Genomic DNA, 17,348 nt, shown 5'->3' on the forward strand with positions numbered 1-17,348 from the left:
GAGGAATTTTGGGATAAGCTCTTGGCTTGTCCACGGTTTCTTATATATTCTTATGTTTCCGCCTAATTGCGTTGAGCTAAGCTGAATATTTTTTGGTCACGGGTTAATACTCAAGCAAAATCTATCTTTAGTATCTACAAATAATATATTGCTATTGGTTAGCAAGAGTAGCTCCTCAACGATTAGCTGGTTTACTGGCGTTTTGCTCACTGGCAATGCTAGAAGCCGCAGTAGCTTCACGGGCTTTTTCTACTTAATTTGAATAAAAATACTGTTTCTTGAGAGTCTTAAGTTAATTTGTAGGTTGTCCAATTGTTAAGATTAATTTAGAATGAATCTTACAGGGATGCCGATATCTTGACTTGAGCGAATCTGGTCAACATGAAATTAATCAAGAATCGCTCCATTGTGAACAGGTTAGTTAATTTTAGTACAACCATGTACAAGAAAGACCCTGTAGAAGAGTCTTATTGAGATGTGCCTGTTACCCTGCGGCTAATCTGTTGAGCTTTAATGGGCATTTAAACTGGTTGATCATAACCTTAGCCTACGGCTTTTCTAGATAATTAACTCAAGTAATTGTAGAAAAATAAAGGCATTCAGTTCCTTTATTTCTACAAGTAGTTTCATCCGCGCTCTACCTCGTAGGTGATGCTTTTTTCTCCTATTTCTGCTAGGATAGATAGCTGTATAAATGCAACTTTTAGAACAATTGGCTGACTCAGCAAACCCAGAGCTATTGTCTGCGTTTGTGAAACACATGCCCACTGCTGTAGCAATGCTCGATCGAGACTTGCGTTACTTGGTCATTTCTCGTCGTTGGCTAGCTGATTATGGTCTGGAAAACCAAAACATCATAGGCAGTTTTCATTACGAAGTTTTTCCTCTGTTCCGCAGAAAGCAATCAAAACTCAAAAGCTGGGGAGGCAAATCAGTTCTTGATTCCCCGCTCATTACCTGCGATCCTCTTGAAGGATGGCGAGAAATTTATGCCTTGTGTTTAGCCGGAAAAACGAGCAGAGGTAGTTCAGATTATTTCGCTAGATCAGATGGTTCACCACAAAGGATCAAATGGGAAATTCAGCCTTGGCGCACCAGCACGGGAGAAATTGGCGGGGTGGTAATGTTTACGGAGCTACAAGAGTTTAGCTCTTCAGCAGAAGCCTTGGGAAATTATATCGATATTACTGAGCAAAACCAGATGGAGGCAGCACTACTGGAGAGTGAAGAACGCTTCCGCGCCACCTTTGAGCAAGCGGCAGTTGGGATTAGTCACACCACGCCAGAGGGAAAATTTCTCAGAGTCAACCAAAAGTTCTGCAATATCCTTGGCTACACCCGTAAGGAACTTTTAGAACTTTCCCTCTCAGATATTACCCATCCAGAAGATCTATCAGTTGATTTAGAATATGGGCGATCGCTTTTAGCGGGTGAAATTGAGACTTGCTCACGAGACGCACGTTACCTACGCCAAGATGGCTCATTTGTCTGGGTGCAGATTACAGCTTCGCTAGTGTATACCTCCCAAGACACTCCCAGGTACTTCCTCAATGTCATACAAGACATCAGTGAGCGCAAAGCCGCTGAGTCTGCTTTACGGCAATCTGAGGCAAAATTGCGAGAACGGGTGCAACGAGAAGCACTACTCAACCGACTGGCGACACAAATCCGTCATAGCCTGCAACTGGATATCATCCTGGAGACTACAGCCCAAGAAATCCGCCAGATATTAGAAATAGACCGCTGTCAATTTGCCTGCTACCACTCCTATGGGCCGCAACCTTACTGGAGAGTCCTTAAAGAAGCGTGCAATCCTGATTTATCAGATTTTACAGGTCGCTATTCCGCTGAGTTTGTAGAACCCCTGAGTCAACATCTCTTAAATTTAGAAATCCTGCGGATAGATAATGTCGAGAGTTTAGATAACCAGATTAAGCAAAATTTCGCTCATGTTCTGGGTTATACCTCACTATTACTACTACCAATGCAGACACCATCGGGTCACATTTGCGTGATCAGTTGTAGCCATAGTAGTGGGGTTCGACCTTGGACAGATAGTGAAGTAGAACTACTGCAAGCAGTCAGAGATCAACTACTAATTGCCATTAAACAGGCAGATCTTTATGCTGAGAGTTGCATGGCTACCGAGCAAGCTCAAGAAAAAGCTACTCAACTACAACAAACCCTGCAAGAGTTGCAACTCACTCAAGCCAAGTTAATTCAGAGTGAAAAAATGTCGAGCCTAGGTCAGCTAGTCGCTGGTGTAGCTCACGAAATTAACAATCCGGTTAACTTCATTTATGCCAATCTAAGTCATGCTCAACAGTATTTTCAAGACCTATTGGGTTTAGTACAACTTTATCAGGCAACCTATCCCGAGTCACCGCAAGAAATTCAGGAGTATATTGAGGAAATTGACCTCGGTTTTCTGGTTACTGACCTAGATAAATTACAAAATTCGATGAAGGTGGGTGCTGAACGTATCCGCGAAATTGTCAAATCACTCCAGACATTCTCTCGCTCTGATGGGTCAGACAGCAAGCTAGTAGATATTCATTCAGGAATTGAGAGTACCTTAAGTATTCTGCAATATCGTCTCAAAGCCAAGCGAAGTCGAGCTGGAATCTCCATTATTAAGGAATATGGCGACTTGCCAACGGTGGAGTGTTATCCAGGGCCGCTAAATCAGGTGTTTATGAATCTACTCACTAATGCCATAGATGCTTTAGAGGAACAAGTAAAAACTCAGCCATGGGAAATGGATATTTGTCCCTTACCGACTATCACAATTAAAACTGGTTTGCTTAGCAAAGATAGTCTTAGCTCGGTGGTTAGTTCTAAGCCTCTTACTGAAGAACTTTCAGAAGAAAATAGTTCTCTGTCAAAGTTTATCCCCCACATTTTTATTCGCATTACAGACAATGGTCCTGGAATGACCCAAAAGACACGAAAACAACTTTTCGACCCCTTCTTTACCACTAAAGCAGTAGGTCAAGGCACGGGTTTAGGATTAGCAATTAGTTACCAAATTATTACTGAAAGACACGGCGGTCAACTAAGGTGCAATTCCATACCTGGAAAAGGGTCTGAGTTCATCGTGGAAATTCCGATAAGACAAGATAGTCATCGGGTTGGAGATTAAAAATTAGTATGTTCAACTATTGGGGGAATTACTGACTAACAAAGCTACAGCATAAGCAGCAATTCCCTCTTCTCGTCCTACCGGGCCCAACTTTTCATTAGTAGTTGCTTTAACGCCAATTTGGTCTGGTGCTAACTCCAAGGTGCTGGCAAGGCGATCGCGCATTGTCTTAATATGGGGTTTTAGTTTGGGGCGTTCTGCCACAATTACAGAGTCAATATTGCCAATTTTCCAGCCATTAGTCTGCACTAATTGATTAACCTGATTTAATAAAACCAGACTATCTGCTCCTGCCCATTTAGGGTCAGAAGGAGGGAAGTAATGACCAATATCTCCTAAACTCAATGCGCCTAACATAGCGTCCATAATTGCATGAGTTAGGACATCGGCATCACTGTGGCCGAGTAACCCTAATTCGTGGGGAATTTCTACGCCACCGAGAATTAAACGGCGACCTGTAACTAACTTGTGAATATCGTAACCGTTACCAATGCGAATATTCATTAAAGGGTGAAGAGTAATTTTTAGTTATCAATTCTTGCCGGGTAATTTCAGTGAATGCCTTCTCATCATTCCCCTAAATAATGTAGTATCTTTTTTGTCTTTCCCTCCTGTTGGTTGTCAAGCCGATAATTAACTGGCACTGACTTGCCCTCTAACGTCTGTATAGTACAACGTTATTAGGTTAAATTCTCACAAAAAGCGATCGCTTAATCTGGAAGCTGCTCAGCATCTTGCAGATCAACTCTAACAACGTCAGACTGTTGCTGTGACTAGGAAATAGAACTTCTCATATGATGGAATAAGCTAATATCTTTACCAACTGTCGCTTATGGATTACCACAATATCATTACCATCGAGCCTGGAAAACGTAGTGGAAAGCCATGTATTCGGGGAATGCGAATCACGGTGTATGACATCTTAGAGTATCTAGCCAGTGGTATGACAGAAGCCGAGATTTTGGAAGATTTTTCTGAACTCACTGCGGAAGACATTAAAGCCTGTCTTGCTTTTGCGGCTGATCGTGAGAAAAGGTTATTTGTGGCATCACTGTGAAACTGCTATTGGATGAAAATCTGTCAGACCGAATTATTCACAGGATTGTCGATTTGTATCCTGATTCTGAGCATGTCAAAACCTTAGCACTAACAAATACTGACGATGCACTTATTTGGGAATATGCCAAGGCGAATGGTTTTGTGATTGTTTCTAAAGATTCTGACTTTCACCAGCGCAGTTTGCTTTACGGTCATCCGCCCAAATTTATTTATCTTCGTATTGGCAACAGTTCAACATCAAAAATTGTTCAGATTTTGAGAGATAATTTTGACACGATTCTTCAATTTGAAGATAGCGAAACAGAAAGTATTTTGGTTTTGGCTTCAAGTGGAGATGCCGCATAACAAGCTGTTGACACCAGACTTTTTAAAGGTTGTTAGATATAGGTTTTTGCAATATGAGTCAGTATTGGTAATGGCTTTCCCTTCTCAAGGTTCTAACCCTTCCGCAACCGTTGCTTCAACCTACCCAGCCAGGAATTACTCTTACGCATCTCCTCCCGCAGAATTACTAGGTTGTTGCGGAAAGTAACAGTATTAGGATGCTCGACTCCCAACACTCGCTCACAGAGTGCTAAAGCTTCTAGATACAGGGGTTCTGCTTCTGTGTAGCGTTCTTGAGAGTAGTAGAATAATGCCAAATTGTTGAGCGTCGTGGCAACCTGGGGATGCTCAACTCCCAGTAGGCGTTTGCTCAGTTCTAAAGCTTCTAAATACAAGGGTTCCGCTTCTTTATAGCGTCCTTGAGATTCGTAGAGTGATGCTAAATTGTTGAGCGTCGTGGCAACCTGGGGATGCTCAACTCCCAGTAAGCGTTTGCACAGTTCTAAAGCTTCTAAATACAAAGGTTCCGCTTCCGTATAGCGTCCTTGAGAGTAGTAGAATAATGCCAAATTGTTGAGGCTACTGGCAACGTCAGGATGCTCAACTCCCAAGCGCATTTTTACTACTGATAAACACTGCTGACACCAAGGTTCTGCTGAAGAATATAACCCCTGTCCTTGATAAAATCTACCTAAGCCAGCAAAATGCGAAATTAAATCCTCATCTTTCAACGCTTCCGTCAGATGTTCGGCAACTTCTTCTAAATGAGGGATAGCATCTCTTACTGACTCGATATCCTTCAAAGTAGGTGAGTCAGGAATGTTTCGGGCAATTTCCACCATCCCTGCAGCAAAAGCTTGTTTAAATTCTTGCCCCTCCCCCGACTCAGCCAACTTAGCTTGCAGAAACTCCCGCACTAAGGGATGAATTTTGTAGCAAGCCTCTCTATCGTTAATGCGTTCAATTCGTTCAATTAAGTAACGCTTATAAAGTTGCTTTTTCGCCTCGTTAATATCCGACTCTGCACATTTAAGCAATTCAGTCGCAGACTCTACCCACTGCCAAGAAAATACCGCCGCAGCAAATAAACTGACAAACTGCCCTACCTGCTGCGCCATCGGGTCAAGTTCTTGCCAACTTAACTCTAAAGCATCTTTAACCCCCAACTGGGCGGTGCTAGCAGTTTGCCCCATTTGCTGCCAACTGCGATTAATTGACTCATCCATCAATCGCTGTTTCTTCAACCGCGCCAGCATCCTTTCCAAGCGCAAATCTGGATCTTCGAGCAAATAGCTCCCTACCAATTCTAAACCCAAGGGCAAATAACCCAGCCATGCACATAATTGAGCCGCCTTTTGGGGTTCCTGTGCCACCCGTTCCTCACCCACCACGGCAGTTAACAATGCCAAAGCCGCCTCTGGTGAGAGGACATCTAAAGATAATTCAAAAAAATTACTGTCTAAATTTCGCTGTCGCGTTGTCAGCAAAACCCGGAAGCGGTTAGAACTGGGCAGTATTTGTAGACAACTACTTAAATCCGTAACATTATCTAATACTACCAACACTAACCCTTCCGCAGGTTGCCAATGCTGCCAGCACCACTCCACCTGCTGCTGAGAGTTGAGTAATGTTCCCTCTAATTCCTGGGGTACATTCAGATTAAGTTGTAATTGAGCAAACTGTAAGATATCTGCTGTTAGCTGTCCATCTCTGGCAGTTAACCAACAAATACCACCAGGGTAACTATCTATATTTCGCCGTGCGTATTGAGTCGCCAGTTCAGTTTTACCAACGCCACCCATACCAGCAACTGCACAAATTGCTACTTGCTCTCCTGCTTGCAACTTTTCATGCAGTGTAGTAAGTTCCTGATCTCGCCCGACAAAGTGGGTAATACCTCGATTAGGAATATGTTCTAGAGGATTAAGCTGAGGGTGGGAGGCAGGCAAGTGCCAATTCATCTGGGGATTATTAATTATAGTATCGCCTTTAGTATTTATTCCTTGCCAATTTTCCTGGGTATCCATTGGCGTTAAAAATTAAGATTAGGATTATTAATAGTGTTAGTGCCGCCTTTAATATTGATACCTTTCCAGTTTTCAATAACCTTGGTAATTTGCGGCTGAGACTGCACCATCTCTCCCAAGGCTTCGACTTCTTTTTTAATCTCTGGATCTTGCTGTGCTGCCTTTTCTACCTTTGCCACTAACACCGCTTCACCATAATCCTCCGGCTGCTGTGCCACCAATTCCGGATGCTGTGCAGCTAGTTCTATCGCGCTTCCCGTCTCCGGAGACTTATGTTTGAGCAGCGTCAGTAACTTATCACCTTGCTCAAACGCCTTACCCACACCGACTTCGACGGTTTTATCTAAAGTTTTATCTAAAAGCAGAGTTAAAAGAGCGATCGCACCAGCTGTTAGGGGTTCCATTTGCTAGGGGCTGCTGAGGGATTTAGTCTTAGTTTACTCGCTGGTTATGGATGAATCCGGATAAATAAGCAGAGAAGCTATAAAACGTCCCTTCTGTATAACCTTGATAAATGATTGATCAGGAAAACTAACCACAAATAGACAAGAGATAAAATATGCAGTGTCCACAGTGCATCTAAAATGGCTATAAATATTAATTACCCTGAAAATAAGAATACTCTGATAAGGGAGATTCCCCAAGATAAACCGATAATTCCGTAAATCAATAGCTTAATGGTTGAGTCAGAAGGCAGAGGATTAAAACATTTACCTAGCAAACTCTTAATGAATTGCCCTTGTTGCTGTTGCTTTTCCTTACCTTCGCCACGCAGTTGATTTTCAATATTAGTCAGAAAGCAAGTTCCTTGATTGAATTGCCACTGCAAAATCATTAGCGGTACAAACACAATATGCAACAACAATAACAATTTTATCGGTAAAATCCAGCCAAAAATGACAAATAATAAAACCGCTAGATGAACAGCTTTAAGCACTGTAATCATTAAGTCTGTGAGCTGTTTCATCTAGACAAAATAACCTTTCAAACTTCAACTTTTGACTCGCAAATTTCCGATTTCAAAGACAAATGTCTTATTCTTATTTATCTCGATTTAGTGCCGTGATCATTGCCTGCTGACTCACTGCCTGATAAACTCCTTTGAGATAATTCATCACCTGTTCATCTACCGCCGCTAGAGGAATTTTTCCTAACAAATCAAGCACAGTGCGGCTCTCTGGTGATGGTGAAATTACTACCAAAGAAGGGTCAAGGGGTTCGTTATATTGCCAAAACTGCTCAATATTGAGCACTGTTGGAGAGGTGGGTTTTGATTCTTTATTACTGGATTTAGTAGGTGTTTTTTTAACATTTTCTCCTGCTACTTTACTGCGTAATCGACGCAGTTGATCAAGAATTTGTTCTTTGGTACGCCCCCGCAACTGAAATAATACAAAAGGGTCTTCACTGAAGCGATCGCCTAATTCGTAGTAAACTGCGGCAATATGTTTGCAGGGATTTTTGGGGTCAGGACAGCTACAGCGGGAATGAACTTCGGAGAGAGTGAAAGGAAACAAACTCAAACCACTAGCGGTGAATACTCCTTCAATATCATGGGGCATTTCTCCCGCTAATAACTGAGCCGAGTAAACGGCTTTTTGACCCATTGTTTCTACTACATAGTTCCAATCTTCATCAGTGAAAGGGTCTATAGAAATAGAAAGGTGATAAGGCTCTGGTGCTGTACCTTGTACCTTAGCTTTTACTTCCGAGCCTTGAAAGTCAATACTGAGAATATTACCTTCTTTGGCATATTTACGTCCTCTTTCCAAACGTTTCTTAAAGCGATAGGAATTGAGTAAATCTGTCCACCGCTGCACCCACCATTCTTGGCTTTCGATTTCGTAATTAGTCATGTTTCCATTTTCCATTTTCTATTCATCAATTACAGCATCACGGTCAAGCAGTAACAGCGATCGCAATTGGTCTGTATCCATTTCTGTTACCCACTCTTCCCCAGCTTCTACCGTTTGTTCTGCCAGTTGTTTTTTACTGTCAATCATGTCATTAATACGTTCTTCCAACGTACCTGTACAAACAAACTTATGCACCTGAACATTGCGGGTTTGACCAATCCGAAAAGCACGGTCAGTTGCCTGATTTTCCACTGCCGGGTTCCACCAGCGATCAACGTGAAAAACATGATTTGCTCGTGTTAAATTAAGACCAGTGCCACCAGCTTTCAGAGAAAGAATCATGATCTTTGGCCCTTCCGGATCATTCTGGAAGCGGTCAACCATTTCCTCTCGTTGCTGTTTGCGAGTTGCCCCATACAAGAAAAGGGTTTCACCTCCCAGCTTTGCTTCTAAATAGGGCTTGAGAAGTTTGCCCCATTCGGCAAATTGAGTAAAAATTAAAGCGCGATCGCCTTCTTCAATTGCCTCTTCTAACATTTCCTGTAAACGCATTAATTTACCAGATCGCTGAGGCTGTTCTAGCTTTTTTTCCTTCAAGAATTGCGCTGGATGGTTGCACAATTGCTTGAGTCTCAATAGCAGTGTCAAAATTAAACCGCGACGCTGAATACCTTCAGCACTTTCAATTTTTGCCATTGACTCATCCACCACTTTTTGATACAAAGCCCCTTGCTCTGCGGACAAACCACAAAAGACATTCATCTCTTGTTTTTCGGGCAAATCTTGAATGATGTTTTTGTCAGTCTTGAGGCGTCGCAGGATGAAGGGTTGCACCAGGGAACGCAAAGTTTGCAAAGAAGAGGTATCGCCAAATTTTTCAATAGGCATAGCAAAGCGGCGCTGGAAAAACTGGGGGTTGCCCAAATAACCTGGATTGAGAAAATCCAAAATTGACCACAACTCCGACAAGCGATTTTCTACCGGAGTCCCTGTCAGGGCAATACGAAAACCCGTTGCTAGCTGCCGTACTGCTTGTGACTGCTTGGCTGCTGAATTCTTAATATTCTGGGCTTCATCCAAAACAATACCTTGCCAGTCAACTTCCTGGAGAGTTGTGAGATCTCGATACACCAAGGGATAACTAGTAATTACTAACTGTTTATCCTGGATAGTTTTGGCAAATGTCTTACCTTTTTTGCGTTTATCTCCATGGTGAACCACAACCTTAAGGGAAGGGCCAAATTTTTTGACTTCCCGTTCCCAGTTACCTAGCACCGAAGTTGGACAAACCACAAGTGTTGTACCGTCTAAGGCTGCTTGCTCCTTCATATACAGCAAAAAGGCAATCAACTGAGGAGTCTTACCCAACCCCATATCATCTGCTAGACAAGCACCCAAACCCCAACGTTCCAGAAAAGCTAGCCAACTAACTCCTCTGGCCTGGTAAGGTCGTAACTGTCCTTGAAAACTAGCAGGTATCTCAATCGGCTCAATAGAACGATTACCTGTAAGATTAGTAATCAACTCCTGTAAGGCACCGGACGCTTCAAAGTTGACTACTGGCAATTTGCCCATGGTAGTAGTGTCTCCCGTACTCAGGCGCAGGGCATCTTCCACCGAGAGACTCATCTGATCTTTAGCCGCGACAAACATGGCTTGGGCCGCTTTGACATCTGCTGGTTGCAATGCTACCCACTCGCCATTGACTTCCACTAGGGGAGACTGACGCGCCATCAGGCGGTCAAACTCTTTTTTCGAGATTTTATGCTCACCGATCGCCAGTTCCCACTTAAACTTAAGCAGGCTGTGCAGTCCCAACCTCTCGTGCTTTTGCGGTTTCGGTGCTTCCGCCTGAATACTGACGCCGAGGCGTCTTTCTGTAGCCCCAGGAGCTAAAGATGGTGGTAGAACGATGCCCAAGCCACTATCTTGCAGTCGCCAAGCACTAGCTTTGATAAACTCATACACCTCTACTGGTGTTAACTCACAAGAAGAAGGAACTAATTGGTGTAAGCTCGGTTCAATAGGCGGGTAGAGTCGGCAAGCCAATCCTAAACCTTTGAGGAAAGTCTCCTGAGGTTGCTCAATAGTGCGCCCTTGATACTCTAAGCGTTCGACTGGTTGCTGCCAAATTGTCTGAGAATCAACTAAAAATTCCGGATCGTCAACCGCTTGCAAACCGTATTCCAACCGCCAGTTAGTCTTACCTGATCCCGGAGGTTGTAGAGTAAAACAGGTGCGGAACAGATTTTTGCCCAAAGTTTGGGACAGGGGTACTGCTAAGTTTTGTTGCACCGGAGCTGTCCAGGTTTGCAGCGCAGCTTCGAGTCGGGCTACTGCTGTCGGATCTACTTTTAGGGTATCAGCAGCACTAGATAGAGTTTGCAACCACTCTTTGACGGGTGATTGAACAACTGGTAGAGTCTGAGCCTGTAGCCAATTGCAGACTTGAGCATTAATTAGACTGCTTAGGCAGCCTAGTAGTAATTCCTGGGGTTCTTGAAAGGCGGTAGGTTGAGGGTTTGAAGCTTCAACTTGTGACTCTGGGGAACCGATGACTGACCACTGATTAGTTGCTTGATAGGCACGACAGCCAGAGGGCATGAGCTTAGTAAACTTTTCTGTGCGAGCTTGGTCTACAGCACTATCCAGGAGGGGTTGCCATTGGGCAATAACCTCGCCCTTTGGCAGTCGATAAAGTCCTGGTAAGAACTTACACCGAGTTAGTAAATCCAAGCTCCAACGAGTTACCTGAGACCAAAAACGTAGCTCTGCTCCTACATAAGTGTCTGAGGCTTTAAAAGAACCAAGAGGTAGAGCCTGAAGAAATTCAGAAGCTTCTAAAGCTTCAAGACGGAAGCCTTCAACTTGCCATAGTTGTAGTTCTGGTGTTGGACTATCTGCACCAACTGTTGGCATCTTGGTAGAGAGTATTGGAGATGCTGGTTGCTGATCTGAGGTGACTTGAGTTGGTAAGGCAATTACTTGAGAGAGCCACCGCTGTTCCTCGCTCTGTTGCCTGTCTTTACGACCATTTTGACTAGCTCCTTCGAGAGTTGCACAAAATTTACTAATCGATACATTCTGAGAACGCAAAAAAGCAGTCAACTCTGCTTGTGTCATCGCTAGAGGATGAGGAAAAACCCCATTGACGGAAAGCGATTCCACCGCCACTGTTCTGCGCCAGGTTTCTCCCCAAATAAATAAATAACCACCCTTCTCTTGAGGTATCCAACTACCATGTAAAATTGCCATGCTTAAAGATTTTTAAGTTTTGAGTTATCGGTTTTGTGCTCTGAGTTTTTTAATTTATATGAGCAGTTATAGTCACCAAAGGCAAAGCGGTTGCTTACTGCTACATCTTCACCAGCAGTCCATCTATTAAAGAGGATAAAGAGGAAATGCTTGACTTGCTAGTGGACTATTTTTTGACCTCCTGAATCACCATAATTTACCTCAAAGCAGCAATAGTACATAAGTGCTACGATTGCGACAGAGAAAAAAAATGATCAAGAAGGACAACGTACTGAATGGTAGAGCTAGACAAGTCAATATCCTTCGACGGAAGGGATATTCGACTGAAAGCAGGTCTGCTTGCGCCACAAGCAGGTGGTTCCGTGCTAATTCAATCGGGTGATACTGCTGTTTTGGTAACGGCTACCCGTTCTGGGGGTAGAGAAGGCATAGATTTTCTTCCCTTACTGGTTGACTACGAAGAAAGGCTTTATGCAGCTGGTAGAATTCCGGGTGGGTTTCTGCGGCGAGAAGGGCGCCCTCCAGAAAAAGTGACGCTCACCAGCCGTTTAGTTGATCGTCCCCTGCGACCACTGTTTCCTAGTTGGCTTCGAGACGATATTCAAATAGTAGCAACCACTTTGTCAATGGATGAGCTGGTGCCGCCAGATGTTTTGGCGGTGACTGGTGCTTCTATTGCCGTATTGCAAGCCAAGATTCCCTTTTATGGCCCAATGGCAGCAGTGCGTGTCGGTTTAGTTGGTGATGATTTTATTATCAACCCAACTTATAGAGAAATTGAGTCAGGAGATCTGGATTTAGTCGTAGCTGGTTCTCCCCAGGGCGTGATTATGGTGGAAGCGGGGGCCAATCAACTACCAGAACAAGATATTATCGAGGCGATTGATTTCGGCTACGAAGCCGTACAGGACTTAATTACTGCCCAGCGAGAGTTGATGGCAGAACTGGGCATTGAGATGGTTACCGAGGAACCGCCAGTAGTAGACTCGACGCTAGAAGAGTTTATCCGCGATCGCGTCACCAAACCCATCAAAGAAGTTCTCTCAAAATTTGACTTCGATAAAAATTCCCGTGATGCTGCCTTAGATGAGATTAAGGAAAACACGGTAATGGCGGAAATCGCCGAACTATCGGCAGAAGATCCGATCAAAGTCGCGGCGACAGAGAATAGCAAAGAAGTGGGCAAGGTGTTCAAAAGCCTGACCAAGGAGTTGATGCGCCGTCAAATTGTTGAAGATGGTGTCCGGGTTGATGGCCGTAAACTTGATGAGGTGCGCCCGGTTTCTTGTCGGGTGGGTTTATTACCCCCACGAGTTCATGGTAGCGCTTTATTTAACCGAGGATTGACCCAAGTGCTTTCCACAGTCACCTTGGGAACACCAGGTGATGCCCAAACTCTTGATGATCTTAATCCAGAAGAAGAGAAGCGTTATCTGCACCATTACAATTTCCCGCCCTTTTCCGTCGGTGAAACTAAGCCAATGCGATCGCCGGGAAGACGTGAAATTGGTCACGGTGCTTTAGCAGAACGTGCCATCATGCCCGTATTACCACCACAAGAAGACTTCCCCTACGTAATTCGAGTAGTATCGGAAGTACTCTCCTCTAATGGTTCGACCTCAATGGGTTCGGTTTGTGGTTCAACTCTCTCCTTGATGGATGCTGGTGTGCCAATTTCCAAGCCAGTCAGTGGTGCTGCCATGGGTCTAATTAAGGAAGGGGATGAAGTCCGCATTCTCACCGATATTCAAGGCATTGAAGACTTTTTAGGTGATATGGACTTCAAAGTTGCAGGTACTGATACAGGTATCACAGCTTTGCAAATGGACATGAAAATCACTGGTCTTCCTCTAGATGTTATTGCCAAAGCGATCGAGCAAGCCAAGCCTGCAAGACTGCACATTTTGGAAAAAATGCTAGAGGCACTTGACAAACCTCGTCAGGAAATGTCGCCTTTTGCACCTTGCCTGTTGACCACCAAAATTGATTCAGATTTGATCGGTTTAGTAATTGGTCCCGGCGGTAAGATGATCAAGAGCATCACCGAGCAAACTGGTGCTAAAGTAGACATCGAAGACGACGGTACAGTAACAGTTTCTGCCATCGAAGGCGAAAGGGCGAAAAAAGCGCTCAAGCTTATCCAAGGTCTAACCCGTAAGCTCAATGAAGGGGATGTCTACGCAGGCAGAGTCACCCGGATTATTCCCATTGGTGCTTTTGTGGAAATACTTCCCGGCAAAGAAGGGATGATCCACATCTCTCAGCTAGCAGACTATAGAGTCGGCAAGGTAGAGGATGAGGTAGCTGTCGGGGACGAAGTGGTTGTCAAAGTGCGAGAAGTTGACAACAAAGGTCGCATTAATCTTACACGTCTGGGCATTCACCCGGACGAGGCTGCAGCAGCGCGGGCAGCGGCGACGACTTAGAAGAGTTTAAAACTCTTGAGGGGCGGTGTCTGTGCACCCGTCCTGAGTTTTGAGTTAGATAGTTGATACTCCCCACGGATTAATCCGGGGGATGATTAGGTCTAATCCTTCTTGGGTTGTCCTAACACTAACTCACTAACCTATCGCTAAACATTTCTGCCTCAAAGCAATGTGTTTACCATCAGTGGAGTGCTATTTACCACCTCCCCTTGAACCAACAAGTCCGTCCTAGGCAAATCCTACTGCAACACAAGGGGATTTGTGATCTCAATAGCGCAGCGTAGCGTGTTTGCTGAGCTGAATGCTACGCCTTAGCGCCACAAGTTTTACAAATCTTAATTCGCTAAATCTTACTATTTATAATTTATGACTCGTAATAGAGTAGCTCACAAGCATTAAACTAAAGAATGCATTATGGTTTGGAGATGATCTAGCTAAGCTGTGCGAAATATAGTCATTGCCGGTAACTGGAAAATGTACAAAACTCAAAGGGAATCCTCTGAGTTTTTACAGGGGTTTATGCCTGAACTAGGGCAAACTCCCGAAGATAGGGAAGTAATTCTGTGTACTCCCTTTACAGACTTGGGTGTAATGTCCAAGAATCTGCAAAACAGCCGCGTACAGTTAGGGGCCCAGAATATTCATTGGGAGGACGAAGGAGCCTACACCGGTGAAATTTCTGGTTCTATGCTGACGGAAATTGATGTGCGTTATGTCATTGTTGGTCACAGTGAAAGGCGTCAATACTTTGGTGAAACTGACGAAACCGTCAATAAACGCCTCTTAGCTGCTCAACGTCACGGCTTAATACCCATTCTTTGTGTCGGCGAAACCAAAGAACAGCGTGACCTTGATCAAACTGAGGCAGTCATCACTAAGCAGTTGACTAAAGATCTTGTAGACGTTGACCAACAACAGTTGGTGATTGCTTACGAACCTATCTGGGCGATTGGCACTGGCGATACTTGCCAGACAGATGAAGCTAACCAGGTAATCGGCATGATTCGGAGTCAGCTTAAAGTAGCTGATGTCTCGATTCAATATGGTGGCTCAGTTAAACCCAACAATATTGATGAGATTATGGCTCAACCGGAAATTGATGGCGTCCTTGTCGGGGGAGCTAGCCTTGAAGCACAAAGCTTTGCACGAATTGTCAATTACCAATAGAGGTTATTAGTCATTGGTTAATAGGGTTACAGGTTGAAGGTTTTGAGCCTCACGATCTCAACTACTAGTGAGTAAAACTACTCAAACATAACCTGTCCACAAACAACCTTACTAGCAATAAATGGCGAATACCCCAGCACTACTGACAATTAGAGAATGTTCCTTCCGGTGGGGAGAGCGAACTTATTTGATGGGCGTCTTAAACGTGACGCCCGATAGCTTTAGTGATGGCGGTAAGTTTTACACAACCACTGCTGCTTTAGCACAAGCCCAACGTCTAGTAGAAGGGGGTGCCGATATTATTGATATTGGCGGTCAATCTACTAAGCCAGGCGCTGAGCAAGTTTCTCTGGAAGAAGAACTTAATCGCGTGTTGCCAGTAGTCAAGGCAGTACGCTCAGCTCTGAGCATACCAATTTCAGTTGATACCACACGGGCATTTGTCGCACAACAAGCGATCGCAGCAGGTGCAGATCTGGTCAATGATGTTTCTGGCGGCACATTTGATGCCCAGATGTTTCCAGTTGTCGCCCAGCTAAATGTGCCGATTGTGTTGATGCATCTGCGAGGAACCCCTCAAACTATGCAACAACTGACTGAGTATCAAGACTTAATCAGAGAAATTCAGCAGTTTCTGGAAACTCAAGTTGCTGCTGCGATCGCTGCTGGCATTAAGCGATCGCACCTACTTATTGACCCTGGTATTGGCTTTGCTAAAACCGCAGAGCAAAGTTTGGCTATTTTGCGGCAACTGTCCTCTTTTGAGTCCTTAGGATTACCGATCTTGGTGGGAGTGTCTCGGAAAAGTTTTATCGGTCACCTGATTAATCAACCCGACCCCAGGGAGCGAATCTGGGGAACTGCTGCCGCTTGCTGCGCAGCAATTGCCGGTTCAGCAGACATCCTGCGAGTACACGATCTCTCAGAAATGCGAGATGTCTGTCTGGTTGCCGATGCCATTTGGCGAAAGACAAATTTAACCTAATGTCATGTCCCGTTAAATACCTATAGTTGGGTCAGACATGGAGAAATTTTGATTATGGGCAAATAGGCGGACTTGAGATAAGCTGGCGGCTGAATTAGGGAATCAGATAATTCTCCTGTCCTCCTTGTCTCCCTTGTCCTCCCCCATCTGCAACTTTCTATTACTGGTCGTGGGGACGAATAGAACCGTTTCCTGGATTAGCGCCTATGTTGGAGGCGGACTCTTCTCCCAGCAAATCAGTCATGGCTTCATTCAATTTATTGGGATCCATAAAGATGATTTTAGAGTTGGCACTCTCGCCCAGTTTTTCATTAGCTTCTACGTAGCGTTGTGCAATCAAGTACTGCAAAACTTCCCGAGTATTTGATTGTCCATTAAGAGCTTTGGAAATAATTTCGAGCGACTTCACCGTGCCTTCTGCCTTAGAAATTTCGGCTTGTTTTTCACCTTCAGCCCTCTCGATTGCCGCTTGTTTCTCACTCTCAGCGATCCGTTTCTTCTCAAGCGACTCTCTAACTGATGGAGGTACAGAAATCTCTTGTACTTCCACCCGGATTACCTGAATTCCCCAATCGCCAGTCGCTTCAGCTACGTGTTCTAACAGCTTGCGATTGATGTAGTCCATAGAGGAATAGGTTTCATCGAGATCCATTTCACCAATCAGAGAACGCAGTCTGGTTAAGACCAAATTGGTCATTGCCTCTTCGACATCTTCGATGTTGTAAAAAGCTTTTTCAAGATCTACAATTTTCCAGAACACCACGGCATCTATCTCCACAGAAACGTTGTCTCTGGTGATCGCTTGCCGGGGTTTAGTATCCAAAACCTGCTCACGAGTGCTCTCTTCCACTGCAATCTTGTCAATTAAAGGCACAATAAAGTTGAGACCTGGCTCCAGTTTTCTGTGCTTTTTGCCCAAGCGTTCCACCAAGGCTTCGTTGCCTTCATTGACAATTCTTGCCGAACCGATACTGTAGCCAAGTGCTACCAAAATCATGGGAGCAATGATCGAAAGGATTGCGGATTCCATAGTTTTTCTCCAGCTAAGACATTTATTTATTGATTGGTGTTGCGACTTGAACTTTCTAGAGATCCTTCTAGAATAGC

Annotated in this window: 13 protein-coding genes; 6 read left to right on the top strand and 7 right to left on the bottom strand. The window is 44.3% G+C overall.

Annotated elements, in window-relative coordinates; translation table 11 throughout:
• Window positions 1–694: 694 nt before the first annotated feature.
• Window positions 695–3,142: a PAS domain S-box protein gene (locus tag ACT7WV_RS18900; RefSeq protein WP_445104374.1), complete on the top strand. Its 2,448-nt coding sequence runs from the start codon at window positions 695–697 to the stop codon at window positions 3,140–3,142.
• 12 nt (window positions 3,143–3,154) lie between these two features.
• On the opposite strand, the gene ispF is transcribed toward ACT7WV_RS18900, so the two are convergent.
• Window positions 3,155–3,646 (bottom strand): 2-C-methyl-D-erythritol 2,4-cyclodiphosphate synthase, encoded by a 492-nt coding sequence (ispF, locus tag ACT7WV_RS18905; protein ID WP_445104375.1) that lies wholly within the window; start codon window positions 3,644–3,646, stop codon window positions 3,155–3,157.
• Window positions 3,647–3,974: 328 nt separating this feature from the next.
• On the opposite strand from ispF, the gene ACT7WV_RS18910 reads away from it, so the two are divergent.
• Window positions 3,975–4,199, top strand: coding sequence for a DUF433 domain-containing protein (locus ACT7WV_RS18910; RefSeq protein ID WP_445104376.1), 225 nt, complete (start codon window positions 3,975–3,977; stop codon window positions 4,197–4,199).
• The gene (locus ACT7WV_RS18915) at window positions 4,196–4,546 is read left to right on the top strand and encodes a DUF5615 family PIN-like protein (RefSeq protein WP_445104377.1); all 351 of its coding nucleotides are present in this window, start codon (window positions 4,196–4,198) and stop codon (window positions 4,544–4,546) included. The genes ACT7WV_RS18910 and ACT7WV_RS18915 overlap by 4 nt, the downstream gene beginning before the upstream one ends.
• A gap of 92 nt (window positions 4,547–4,638) precedes the next feature.
• Here ACT7WV_RS18915 and ACT7WV_RS18920 read toward each other — a convergent pair whose 3' ends face one another.
• The 5 genes from ACT7WV_RS18920 to ACT7WV_RS18940 form a co-directional block, all read right to left on the bottom strand.
• Window positions 4,639–6,552, bottom strand: coding sequence for a tetratricopeptide repeat protein (locus ACT7WV_RS18920; RefSeq protein ID WP_445104378.1), 1,914 nt, complete (start codon window positions 6,550–6,552; stop codon window positions 4,639–4,641).
• Between the two features lie 5 nt (window positions 6,553–6,557).
• The gene (locus ACT7WV_RS18925) at window positions 6,558–6,956 is read right to left on the bottom strand and encodes a hypothetical protein (RefSeq protein ID WP_445104379.1); all 399 of its coding nucleotides are present in this window, start codon (window positions 6,954–6,956) and stop codon (window positions 6,558–6,560) included.
• A 197-nt stretch (window positions 6,957–7,153) separates the two neighbouring features.
• A complete protein-coding gene (locus ACT7WV_RS18930; RefSeq protein ID WP_445104380.1) occupies window positions 7,154–7,519 on the bottom strand; it encodes a DUF2784 family protein in 366 nt (121 codons plus the stop codon).
• A 73-nt stretch (window positions 7,520–7,592) separates the two neighbouring features.
• A complete protein-coding gene (locus tag ACT7WV_RS18935; RefSeq protein WP_445104381.1) occupies window positions 7,593–8,408 on the bottom strand; it encodes an SWIM zinc finger family protein in 816 nt (271 codons plus the stop codon).
• An 18-nt stretch (window positions 8,409–8,426) separates the two neighbouring features.
• A complete protein-coding gene (locus tag ACT7WV_RS18940; RefSeq protein WP_445104382.1) occupies window positions 8,427–11,663 on the bottom strand; it encodes a DEAD/DEAH box helicase in 3,237 nt (1,078 codons plus the stop codon).
• Between the two features lie 275 nt (window positions 11,664–11,938).
• Here ACT7WV_RS18940 and ACT7WV_RS18945 point away from each other — a divergent pair, with 275 nt between their 5' ends.
• The 3 genes from ACT7WV_RS18945 (at window position 11,939) to folP (ending at window position 16,241) form a co-directional block, all read left to right on the top strand.
• On the top strand, window positions 11,939–14,089 hold the full coding sequence (locus ACT7WV_RS18945) for a polyribonucleotide nucleotidyltransferase (RefSeq protein ID WP_445104383.1): 2,151 nt from the start codon (window positions 11,939–11,941) through the stop codon (window positions 14,087–14,089).
• 441 nt (window positions 14,090–14,530) lie between these two features.
• Entirely contained in the window at window positions 14,531–15,256 is a 726-nt protein-coding gene (gene tpiA, locus ACT7WV_RS18950; protein WP_445104384.1) for a triose-phosphate isomerase, read from the top strand.
• A gap of 121 nt (window positions 15,257–15,377) precedes the next feature.
• Window positions 15,378–16,241 (top strand): dihydropteroate synthase, encoded by an 864-nt coding sequence (folP, locus tag ACT7WV_RS18955; protein WP_445104385.1) that lies wholly within the window; start codon window positions 15,378–15,380, stop codon window positions 16,239–16,241.
• 160 nt (window positions 16,242–16,401) lie between these two features.
• On the opposite strand, the gene ACT7WV_RS18960 is transcribed toward folP, so the two are convergent.
• Window positions 16,402–17,271: an SPFH domain-containing protein gene (locus ACT7WV_RS18960; protein ID WP_445104386.1), complete on the bottom strand. Its 870-nt coding sequence runs from the start codon at window positions 17,269–17,271 to the stop codon at window positions 16,402–16,404.
• Window positions 17,272–17,348 lie beyond the last annotated feature (77 nt).

It is taken from the genome of Symploca atlantica LB2515, from assembly GCF_052546295.1.

Excerpts from the sequence above, each read along its gene's own strand:
- ACT7WV_RS18900 (WP_445104374.1), top strand. The coding sequence starts at position 695 with ATGCAACTTTTAGAACAATTGGCTGACTCAGCAAACCCAGAGCTATTG.
- ispF (WP_445104375.1), bottom strand. The coding sequence starts at position 3,646 with ATGAATATTCGCATTGGTAACGGTTACGATATTCACAAGTTAGTTACA.
- ACT7WV_RS18910 (WP_445104376.1), top strand. The coding sequence starts at position 3,975 with ATGGATTACCACAATATCATTACCATCGAGCCTGGAAAACGTAGTGGA.
- ACT7WV_RS18920 (WP_445104378.1), bottom strand. The coding sequence starts at position 6,552 with ATGGATACCCAGGAAAATTGGCAAGGAATAAATACTAAAGGCGATACT.
- ACT7WV_RS18925 (WP_445104379.1), bottom strand. The coding sequence starts at position 6,956 with ATGGAACCCCTAACAGCTGGTGCGATCGCTCTTTTAACTCTGCTTTTA.
- ACT7WV_RS18930 (WP_445104380.1), bottom strand. The coding sequence starts at position 7,519 with ATGAAACAGCTCACAGACTTAATGATTACAGTGCTTAAAGCTGTTCAT.
- ACT7WV_RS18935 (WP_445104381.1), bottom strand. The coding sequence starts at position 8,408 with ATGACTAATTACGAAATCGAAAGCCAAGAATGGTGGGTGCAGCGGTGG.
- ACT7WV_RS18940 (WP_445104382.1), bottom strand. The coding sequence starts at position 11,663 with ATGGCAATTTTACATGGTAGTTGGATACCTCAAGAGAAGGGTGGTTAT.
- ACT7WV_RS18945 (WP_445104383.1), top strand. The coding sequence starts at position 11,939 with ATGGTAGAGCTAGACAAGTCAATATCCTTCGACGGAAGGGATATTCGA.
- folP (WP_445104385.1), top strand. The coding sequence starts at position 15,378 with ATGGCGAATACCCCAGCACTACTGACAATTAGAGAATGTTCCTTCCGG.
- ACT7WV_RS18960 (WP_445104386.1), bottom strand. The coding sequence starts at position 17,271 with ATGGAATCCGCAATCCTTTCGATCATTGCTCCCATGATTTTGGTAGCA.